The organism is Arcobacter sp. CECT 8985, assembly GCF_004116495.1.
GTDB lineage: Bacteria > Campylobacterota > Campylobacteria > Campylobacterales > Arcobacteraceae > Malaciobacter.
Genome location: NZ_PDKC01000051.1, coordinates 1 through 10189 on the forward strand (window position 1 = coordinate 1; position 10189 = coordinate 10189).

Sequence of the window (10189 nt, forward strand, 5' to 3'; positions counted from 1 at the left end):
GTATTTTAATATCTCTCATTAAATGATTTAATTAATTTGTAGGATTTTATATTGAAAACTTTAAAAAAAAATGTATGGGTACTTTTTTATATTATTTTAGTTATTGGGATACTTATATTATCTTTTATAATTTATCAAATTTCTAAAAGTGAATATAAAGAGTATGAAATAAAACAAGAGAATATAACTGAAGTTACAAAAAATTCAGTAAAATCAAGTTTAGTTCAATATGAGATGTTAATGGATTTTATTATTGAACAAATAAAAAATACTAAAGATGAGAAAAAAATAGAAAAACTTCTTGATTATACTATAAAATTAAATCCTTCTATTTTAGTATCAGGAATAATTCTTCCAAATGGAGTATTTTATATTTCAAGTACGAATAGTAATAAGAAAAAAGGTTATAATTTAAAACAAAGAGAAGAGACAAGAAAATCTTTTAATTATACTTTAACAAGAGATGAAATGGTTCTTGGTAGAAGTTACTATATTAAACAATTTGATAAAATCATGATTCCTTTACGTAAAGTAATAAAAGATGAAAATGGAAAAGTTATTTATGTTATGACTATGGGAATTGATGAGAATAAATTGCAAAATTTATTAAGCAAAAACAATTTTATAAGTTATATTTTTAGAGATTTTGATCATTTTATTCAAGTAATAAATAATAATATTAATGATGATTTAAAAGTATACTCACAGAAAATTCCTAGAAATTTCATAAAAAGCATTACAACTAACAAAAATAATCTTTCTATTAATACTTTGAAAGATAATAATACTCCTATGTCTTTTATTTTTAAAGATTATTATACTAAAGATGCTGTTCTTGCATCAATATTGTATATAAAAAGATACAATCTTTTTGTAATTACTCAAATAAAAAAAGATATTATTGAAAAAGAAGCCAGAGTAGAAATAAGTATTGCCATTGGCATATTTATTTTAATTTATATAGTACTTTTTATTTTGTTTAAAATAATAAGTAAAAGTGAAATGAAAAAAAGAAAAGAGTTATATTATCAAGCAACACATGATTATTTGACAGGATTAAATAATAGAAAATATTTGACAGCTAAATTTGAAGAAAAAAAAATAAATGAACCATTTATAATGTTTTTTATCGATTTGGATAGTTTTAAAAGTATAAATGACAATTATGGGCATTATTATGGTGATACAGTTTTAAAAGAAGTTGCAAATAGATTAAATAAAATAAAACAATCCAATGATACATTAGTAAGATATAGTGGAGATGAATTTTTATTAATAAAAATGCAATTAAATGAAAGTGAAATATCAAATATATCTAAAAAAATAATAAAAGAAATTTCAAGACCATATTTAATAGAAGAGTATGAGTTTGTATTAGGCTGTAGTGTTGGTGTTTCTCAATACCCAAAAGATTCAGAAAAAATTGATGATATAAAAAGATATGCAGATATCTCAATGTATGAAGCAAAAAAAGATAAAAATAGCTTTAGAGTATTTGATGAAAAAATAAAAAATAAGCATTTTAAAAATGCACAAATAGAGTACGAATTAAAAAGTGCAATAGCAAAAGAAGAGATATATGTAGTTTATCAACCACAAATGGATATGTTAGGGAATATATATGGAGTAGAAGCATTAGTAAGATGGGAGAATGCGAAGTTAGGATTTATTCCACCAGATATATTTATAAAAATAGCAGAGACTACAGGTCAAATGGTACCATTAGGTAGATATATAATGAAAACTGCAATAAAACAGATAAAACAAGTATATGAAAGAACAGGCGTAGAATTTCAATTATCAATAAACATCTCAGTAAAACAGTTTATGGAAAAAGAGTTTTTAGATATTTTATTTTATTATTTGAATAAATATGATTTAAAAAAAGAGTCTTTAACTTTAGAAGTTACAGAAAATGTATTTATAGAAGATTTTAATTACGTTTTAAAGTTATTTGATAAAATAGTAGCAAGTGGAATAAAAATCTCATTGGATGATTTTGGAACAGGATATTCATCATTGAGTTTATTAAAGAAATTACCAATTGATGAGTTGAAAATAGATAAGAGCTTTATAGATGATATATTAACAGATGAATTATCAAGAAATATGGTACAAAGTATAATATCAATAGGCAAAAATTTTAACATGGAAATATTAGCTGAAGGAATAGAAAATAATGAACAAAAAGAGTTGCTTATTGATTTTGGATGTGACTTATTTCAAGGATATTATCACTCAAGACCAATTAAAAAAGAGCAATTAGTACAATTTATAATGGATATAAAAAAGGATAAATTATAGAAAAGCAAATAGTGCAATTTTTTTGTGAATTTAAAAATAAGATTGTAAAAACAGATGATTTAGTAACTAATTATAAAGAAATCATTAAAAAATATGATTTATATTTAAACAATAGTAACTTTAATGAAAAGTATAAACAGAATTATCTTACAATTTTAGGATATGCATATAGATTAGAAAATATTGAAGATAGGATATTTTATACATTTCAAGAAGCAGTTTATGCCATTGATTTAGCTAAAATAATGAAAGATGAAGACTCTTTAAATTTAAATTCAATAGTTTATATATTAGTTTTAAATAGATTAATTGATGATTATTTAGGTGAAAATATTAATGAAGAAGAGAAACAATTAGCAATAAAAACATATAAACAAATAGAAGAAAAAAGGGCAAAAGAGAATCATAAATATCATGTATATCAATAATTTTAAGGAATAAAGATGAATATCAGATTAAATTGTGATATGGGGGAGAGTTTTGGTATATGGAAAATGGGAAATGATGAACAAATAATTCCATATATTGATATGGCAAATCTTGCTTGTGGATTTCATGCTAGTGATGCAGTTACAATGAATAAATCTGTTCTTCTTGCAAAAAAATATAATGTATTGATTGGAGCACATCCTTCTTACTTAGATTTAATTGGCTTTGGAAGAAGAAGTATTAGGTGTTCATTAGAAGAGATAAAATCAATTATTCTTTATCAGTTAGGCGCATTAAATGCTTTTTGTAAAGCTCATGGAACAGCTGTTTCATATGTAAAACCACATGGTGCTTTATACAATGATATGATGAGAGATGAAAATATATTCAAAGCAGTATTAAGTGCAATCTCTTCTTTTAATAAAAATATTAAACTTATGATTTTATCTGGACCAAAAAATGAAATTTATCATCATACTGCATTATTTTATGGAATTGAACTTTTATATGAAGTATTTGCAGATAGAAATTATAATGATGATGGATCTTTAGTTTCTAGAATAAGTGATGAAGCTATTATTAAAGATGAACTTGATGTTTCACAAAGAATTGCAACTTTAAAAGATAAAGGTTATATCTTAAGTGTAAATTCTCACAGATTATTTTTAGATGCAAATAGTATTTGTGTACATGGGGATAATGAAAAAGCACTTGAATTTATTAAATTAATTAGAAAAGCACTTATGTAATGGATATAAAAGCAACTTCAGTTGATAGCTTGATTATATATTTTGGGCATGAAATTGATGAAAGAACTGCTTTTAATGTACAAAATGCCTACCATAATCTTTTATCTATAAAATTAAAAGGTATTATAGAAATAATTCCTTCTTATTGTTCAATTTTTATTCATTATGATATTTTTGAATATAATTTTAATAATCTAAAACAACTTCTTTTAGATAAATTAGATGTCACTACAAAAATAAATAAAAAATCAAAACTTATTGAAATTGATGTGTATTATGGAAGTGAAGTAGGATTTGATTTAGAAAATATTAGTATTAAAACAAAACTTAGTATAGAAGAGATTATATCAATCCATTCAAATAAAGTATATAGTGTTTATGCAATTGGATTTTTACCTGGATTTGCTTACTTAGGAGATGTAGATGAAAAAATAATTGTTCCTAGACTTCAAACACCTAGAAAAATTGTGCCTAAAGGAAGTATAGCAATTGCAAATAAACAAACAGCTGTATATCCACAAGATAGCCCTGGTGGTTGGAATATAATAGGAAAAACAACTTATAATTTTTTTGATAGAAGCTTAGATAATTTATCAAATATTGATGTGGGGAATAAGATAAAATTTAATTGTATTTCAAAAGAGCAGTTTTTATCTCAAGGAGGAGTTTTATGAGTATTGAAATTTTAAACTCTCCAATATTTGCAACTATTCAGGATTTAGGAAGATTTGGTTTTTCGCATATTGGCTTAACTACAAGTGGAGTAATGGATGAGTATGCATATTTTGTAGCAAATAGATTATTGCATAATAAAATTGATGAAAATATTATTGAAATATATTATTCTAATTTTTTATTTAAAGTGAATTGTGATACTCAAATTGCAGTAACTGGTGCTTATTGTGATATATTTATAAATGAAAAAAAACAAAACTTTACTTGGCAAATATATAATTTAAAAAAAGGTGATATTGTTAATATATCAAAGTTAAAAGCTGGAACAATAGTATATTTATCAATAAAAGATGGAATAAAATTAAAAAAAGAGTTTGGAAGTTATAGTACTTCAATCAAAGAGCAAATTGGTGGATTAAATGGCAGAAAGTTAAAAAAAGGTGATATTCTTCAAATAAATAGTAATAACTTAGATAATACTATAAAAAGATTAAATGAAAAGTATTATCCTAAATATGGAGAAGAGATTGAATTAAGAGTTATACTTTCATATCAAGAAGAATTTTTTAATAAAAAACAAAAACAAAAGTTTTTTTCATCAGAATATAAAATAACATCTGAATTTAATAGAATGGCATGTAAATTAGAAGGTGAAAAAATATCTTGTGATATTGATGGAATTGTTTCAGAAGCTATTTGTTTTGGTGCAATTCAAATTCCTAAAAATGGTCAACCAATAATTTTACTAAAAGAGAGACAAACAATAGGTGGATATCCTAAAATTGGATCAGTTTTAAGTATTGATTGTTTTCGATTATCGCAATTAAAGCCAAATATGAAAGTAAAATTTAAACAAATAAGTTTAAAACAAGCACAAAATAAATTAAAAGAGTTTTATAACTCTTTTAATTTATGATTGATTTTTAAAAGAAGTATCTACTAAATCTTGAAAATTTTCACCTTTTTTATAAGATGCTATTTTATATGAAAAATTTGGTTTAATTAATATTCCTGATTTACTTTTTAAAGTTGTATCAGAAACTAAATTTTTAATATTATTTAGAGTATTTGTACACTCTTTAAAATCTTCTTCATCGAAGAAAATTACAAATTTATTTTTTATAAATCTTGCAATACAATATGTTAATTTTTCTTCTTTTATTTTTTTTGTTATGTATTTAATCAAAAATATTTGTAAATTATCAAAAATTAATTGACCATAATTCTCAAAAATATATTCGGCATTTTCAACTGTTATTAAAACTAAAATACCATCTTTTTTAAAAGTATTATTCTGTTTTAAAAATTTATTATAAATCCATTTTTTATTAAAAGCATTTGTGATCTCATCTTTAAATATTTTATTTGTTACTTCATCTAACTCTTTTTTTAGATGTTCCATTTGAGAATAAATTTGTTGTAAACAACTTTCATCTTTATTTTCAATTGCTTTTTTTGCATCTTTTGTTGCAAGAGATACTTTATTTAAACTCTCTAATGTTTTTTTTGCATAATCATTTATATCTTCATACTCTTTTGCTATAAATAAGTTTAAGTTTTCATGAAACTCTTTATCTTGTAAATTTATATCAAGAGTTTTTGCATGTTTATCAAACGATTGAAAATAACTTGAAGGTAAAATTATTTCATTTTCTAAAAGTTCATTTATTGTTTCATCCGTCACTTTTTTAAGTATTTTCTTCATTTAATTCCTTAACAATTTGCTCAATAGGTTTAGGTTTACTTATATGATACCCCTGTGCATAATCAATATTTAATGATCTTACATATCTTAATATTTTTAAATCACTTACAAACTCTGCTATTACTTGTATGTTTTGTTGCTTACAAAATAAAACAATACTTTTTACAAGATTTAAATAGATTTCTTGGTCTATTTTTTTTATAAGTGAACCATCAATTTTAATATAATCAACATCAATATTTAAGATATATTCATAGTTTGAAAAGCCTGTACCAAAGTCATCAATGGCAACTTTTACTCCATATTGTTTAATCTCTTTTATAAAATCATTTACTGCTGTATAATTAGAAATTTTATCACTTTCTAATATTTCAAGAGTTATATAATGACCTACATCACTATTTTTAATATTATTAAAAAGTTGCTCTTTTATTTTTGGGTTTAAAATATCATGAAAATCGATATTTATACTTACATGTATTTTATATTTTTTTATGTATGAGATTATTTTTTGAATCATTAAAGACATTAATTTATTATAAAGTCTATATTTTTTTGATTTTTGTATAAATACATAAGGCATTATAATATTTGAATCTTTATCAAAGATTCTCATTAATGCTTCATATTTTTCAATTTTTTCAGTTTTCGTATTTGCAATAGGTTGAAAGTATGGTTCTACTAAGTTTTTTTCTATATTTAATTTTAAAGTGGCAAGTAAGTTTTCATTTGTATCTTCATTTTCAAATAAGGCACTGTCTAAATAGATATAATGTACATAGTTTAATTTTGCATTGTGAAGAGCTTTTTCTGCATAAATTTTTAATTTATTATTGGATGATTTTGAGCAGCCCATAGTAACATTAATATTTATGTATGATGTTTTATCTAGTAGTAAAAATTTATGAGAGATGATACTATCAAAAATTATATCTTTGATTTTATCTATATCTTGTTGATTTAAATCTTTGTATACTGTAATGCCAAATACATCAACATGAGTATTTACAAAATCAATAAAAGCAGACTTTTCTAAATAATTTTTAATTTTGTTTATTACATTATTTCTTAGAAGTTTTTTTAATTGTTTAATAATGAAATCTCCATTATCAAATCCATATACTGCATTTATATCTTTCATGTAAAGTATATCGACTAAAAACAGAGTTTTTATCTCATCTTTCTTTTTATATCTTATTATATTTTTTAAAATTGACAAAAACAGCACCTTATGTTATTGCTAATATTATATATCATTTACTCTTAAGGTAAAGAAAATTTAATCTATTAATTTATTATTTACTTGAATGTCTTATTATTTCAATAATTTTTAATATATGTTATTAAAATATATTTGGATAGAATCCTATAAAAATAAAAAGGTATGTATTGGAAGATTTGATTAGAGATTGGGGTTATATAGCCTTATTTGCTTATTCCTTTGGTGGTGGCTTTGTTGGACTTGTATTTGCAGGTGTGTTGTCTTATACAGGCGATTTGAATATCTATATATCTATATTAGTTGCAGGAGTTTCTAATTTTTTAGGGGATCAATTTTTATTTATGCTTGCAAGAAAAAACAAAATTTATGCAAAAGATATGATGAAAAAGTATGGAAGAAAGATTGCATTAGCACATGTTATGATGAGAAAATATGGTTCTTTAGTTGTATTTATTCAAAAGTATATTTATGGAATAAAAACACTTATTCCTTTAGCTATGGGAATTACAAAATATTCAAGTGGTAAATTTGTAATTTATAATATGTTAGCAACTATTCTATGGGCAATTATTGTAGGATATGCAAGTTATACTGCTGGTCAATATATTTTAAGTAGTGCATCTGAGTTTAAATATATTGGTTTAGGAATTGTTGCAATAGTTTTATTTTTAGTATCATATTACTTTAGAAAAATTTAGTAAATGGAATATTAAATTGAGTCAATTAATAGAAGTTTTAAAAAAGAAAACAAATCTAAAAGATATACATATAAAAAATATCTTAATGCTATTAGAAGATGGTTGCACTATTCCTTTTATAGCAAGATATAGAAAAGATTTAACTGGAAATGCAACAGATGAAGTTCTTAGAGATTTTAATGATATTTATGAATATAGTAAAAAATTAATAGATAGAAAAAATGAGATAAAAGAAAATCTAAGACAAAAAGAGGTTCTTAATTTAAATTTAGAAAAACAAATTGATGAGGCAACTACACTTGTTTCATTAGAAGATATATATTCTGTATTTAAAACAGCAAAAAGTTCTAGAACGCAAAAAGCAATAGATAATAATTTAGAAGGTTTAGCAAATATAATATCTTCGATGAAATATGATAAACAAGAGATAAATAACAAAGCAAAACAGTTTATAAATGAAAATATTAAAAATACCAATGATGCAATTTTAGGAGCAATGGATATTATTGCTCAAAGATATGCTGATGATTTTAAATCAAAAGAAGTAATAAGGAATATACTTCAAAACCACGCAATACTACAAATAAAACAGACAAAAACTTTTGAAGAAGATGGTGTATATAAAAATTATAAAGATTTCTCTTCAAAAGTTAAATTTATACCTTCTTATAGATTTTTAGCAATTTCACGAGCAGTTAGTGAAAAGCAACTAACAATAAAAGTGGAACTTGATGAACAAAGAATTATAGAAAATATTGAAAAATATAAAATTCCAAATAATGCAAATAGTTCAAAACAATATGTTTTGGATGCTTATATTGATGGTTTAAAAAGATTATTACTTCCAAGTTTAAAAAGAGAAGTATTAACAACTTTAAAAGAAAAAGCAAGTAGTGAAGCAATAAATCTTTTTGGAAAAAATTTGCATCAACTTCTTATCACTCCACCACTAATAAATAGAGTTATTTTAGGAGTAGATCCTGGTTATAAAACTGGTTGTAAATTGGCAGTAATTGATCAAAATGCAAACTATTTAGACTCAGCAGTAATATATCCTACAAAACCAAGAGAGGATTTTATAAGTTCAAATAATATTGTTTTAGATTTAGTTAAAAAATATAATATAGACGCTGTTGCAATTGGAAATGGAACTGCATCAAATGAAACTGCAAGTTTTTTTGCAACTTTTATAAAAGAAAATAAATTAGATTTGAAATTTGCAGTAGTTAGTGAAATCGGTGCTTCTGTTTATTCTGCTTCAAAAATAGCAAATATTGAGTATCCAAATTTAGATGTTACGACAAAGGGTGCTATTTCTATTGCTAGTAGATTAAGAGATCCCTTATCTGCATTAGTTAAAATAGATGCAAAATCACTTGGAGTAGGTCAATATCAACATGATGTAAACCAATCAAAATTAGAAAAAAAACTAAATGAAGTTACAGAAGATTTAGTAAATAAAGTGGGAGTTGATTTAAACTCAGCTTCATATAAATTATTGTCTTTTGTCTCTGGAATATCTGAAAAACTTGCACAAAATATTGTAAAACATCGAGATGAAATTAAAAGTTTTAAAACAAAAAAACAGTTATTAGATGTAAAAGGAATAGGGCAAAAAGCATATGAACAAGCAGTTGGTTTTTTAAGAATAAAAGATGGAATTAGTATATTAGATAATACTGCAATTCATCCTGAAAATTATAACTTAGCAAATGAGTTATTAAAACAAAAAGATTTAAAAGTAGTTGATATTGTACCATTTTGTAAAAAGTTTGATGTCTCAACTCAAACTTGTAATGATGTTATTAATGAACTTTTAAAACCAGGATATGATATTAGAGAAGAGTTACCACAAACTGTTTTTAGAGATGATAATGTAAGCTTAGAGAGTTTAAAAATTGATGATGAATTAAGTGGGATTGTTAGAAATCTAACAGACTTTGGTGCTTTTGTTGATGTAGGATTAAAAAATGATGGAATGATACATATTTCAAAAATATCTGATAAAAGAATATCTCATCCAATGGAAGTATTATCAATTAATCAATACCTACCAAGAATTAAAATTATAGATATAGATTTAAAAAAGCAAAAAGTTGCTTTAAGTTTAGTGTAAAAAAGAGTAGAAAGTTCTAAAAACTTTCCCACTCTTTATCATCATCATTTGTAGATTTTATTATTGTGTTACTTTTCAAAACTTGATTTTGTTTTAAATTATTCTCAATTCCTCTTTTTTCATTTCCATTGTAATTTTTATCAATGGTAGATTTTCTTAGTTTTATATCATATTTTCCATCGAACTCTTTAGCATCAGCATGTTCAATAATAGTATTTGATATTTTTTCTGTTTGTTTTGCAATTTCATCTGCTTGTGCAGCATTTTGTGCATTTTCTTGAGTTATTTTAT

9 protein-coding genes and 1 pseudogene are annotated in these 10189 nt (G+C 23.5%); 7 read left to right on the forward strand and 3 right to left on the reverse strand.

The features are described 5' to 3' along the window. The first annotated feature begins 51 nt into the window (after positions 1–51). Genes CRU93_RS13510 through CRU93_RS13530 form a run of 5 tightly spaced genes read left to right on the forward strand, consistent with a single transcriptional unit; the run spans position 52 to position 5073 of the window. On the forward strand, positions 52–2304 hold the full coding sequence (locus tag CRU93_RS13510) for an EAL domain-containing protein (protein ID WP_129104717.1): 2253 nt from the start codon (positions 52–54) through the stop codon (positions 2302–2304). Between the two features lie 11 nt (positions 2305–2315). Next, positions 2316–2732, forward strand: coding sequence for a hypothetical protein (locus CRU93_RS13515; protein ID WP_129104718.1), 417 nt, complete (start codon positions 2316–2318; stop codon positions 2730–2732). Positions 2733–2747: 15 nt separating this feature from the next. After that, entirely contained in the window at positions 2748–3482 is a 735-nt protein-coding gene (locus CRU93_RS13520; protein ID WP_129104719.1) for a 5-oxoprolinase subunit PxpA, read from the forward strand. Then, positions 3482–4156 carry a 5-oxoprolinase subunit PxpB gene (pxpB, locus tag CRU93_RS13525; RefSeq protein ID WP_129104720.1) on the forward strand — a complete coding sequence of 225 codons (675 nt, stop codon included), beginning with the start codon at positions 3482–3484 and terminating at the stop codon, positions 4154–4156. The genes CRU93_RS13520 and pxpB overlap by 1 nt, the downstream gene beginning before the upstream one ends. After that, the gene (locus CRU93_RS13530) at positions 4153–5073 is read left to right on the forward strand and encodes a biotin-dependent carboxyltransferase family protein (protein WP_129104721.1); all 921 of its coding nucleotides are present in this window, start codon (positions 4153–4155) and stop codon (positions 5071–5073) included. The genes pxpB and CRU93_RS13530 overlap by 4 nt, the downstream gene beginning before the upstream one ends. Here the strand turns inward: CRU93_RS13530 and CRU93_RS13535 are convergent. Next, positions 5068–5862: a hypothetical protein gene (locus CRU93_RS13535; RefSeq protein WP_129104722.1), complete on the reverse strand. Its 795-nt coding sequence runs from the start codon at positions 5860–5862 to the stop codon at positions 5068–5070. The two genes, CRU93_RS13530 and CRU93_RS13535, sit on opposite strands and share 6 nt — an antisense overlap. Continuing rightward, on the reverse strand, positions 5846–7081 hold the full coding sequence (locus CRU93_RS13540; protein ID WP_129104723.1) for an EAL domain-containing protein: 1236 nt from the start codon (positions 7079–7081) through the stop codon (positions 5846–5848). The genes CRU93_RS13535 and CRU93_RS13540 overlap by 17 nt, the downstream gene beginning before the upstream one ends. Positions 7082–7251: 170 nt before the next feature. On the opposite strand from CRU93_RS13540, the gene CRU93_RS13545 reads away from it, so the two are divergent. Together CRU93_RS13545 and CRU93_RS13550 are read left to right on the forward strand one after the other, a co-directional pair. Further along, the gene (locus tag CRU93_RS13545) at positions 7252–7782 is read left to right on the forward strand and encodes a DedA family protein (protein WP_129104724.1); all 531 of its coding nucleotides are present in this window, start codon (positions 7252–7254) and stop codon (positions 7780–7782) included. A gap of 16 nt (positions 7783–7798) precedes the next feature. Continuing rightward, complete coding sequence (locus CRU93_RS13550; protein ID WP_129104725.1) at positions 7799–9898, forward strand: helix-hairpin-helix domain-containing protein; 2100 nt, start codon at positions 7799–7801, stop codon at positions 9896–9898. Positions 9899–9914: 16 nt separating this feature from the next. Here the strand turns inward: CRU93_RS13550 and CRU93_RS14250 are convergent. Then, a pseudogene (locus CRU93_RS14250) lies at positions 9915–10189 on the reverse strand (methyl-accepting chemotaxis protein); the annotation flags it as partial.

Bases quoted from the DNA above. Each gene is read 5' to 3' on its own strand.
- CRU93_RS13520 (WP_129104719.1), top strand. From the start codon at position 2,748: ATGAATATCAGATTAAATTGTGATATGGGGGAGAGTTTTGGTATATGG.
- pxpB (WP_129104720.1), top strand. From the start codon at position 3,482: ATGGATATAAAAGCAACTTCAGTTGATAGCTTGATTATATATTTTGGG.
- CRU93_RS13530 (WP_129104721.1), top strand. From the start codon at position 4,153: ATGAGTATTGAAATTTTAAACTCTCCAATATTTGCAACTATTCAGGAT.
- CRU93_RS13535 (WP_129104722.1), bottom strand. From the start codon at position 5,862: ATGAAGAAAATACTTAAAAAAGTGACGGATGAAACAATAAATGAACTT.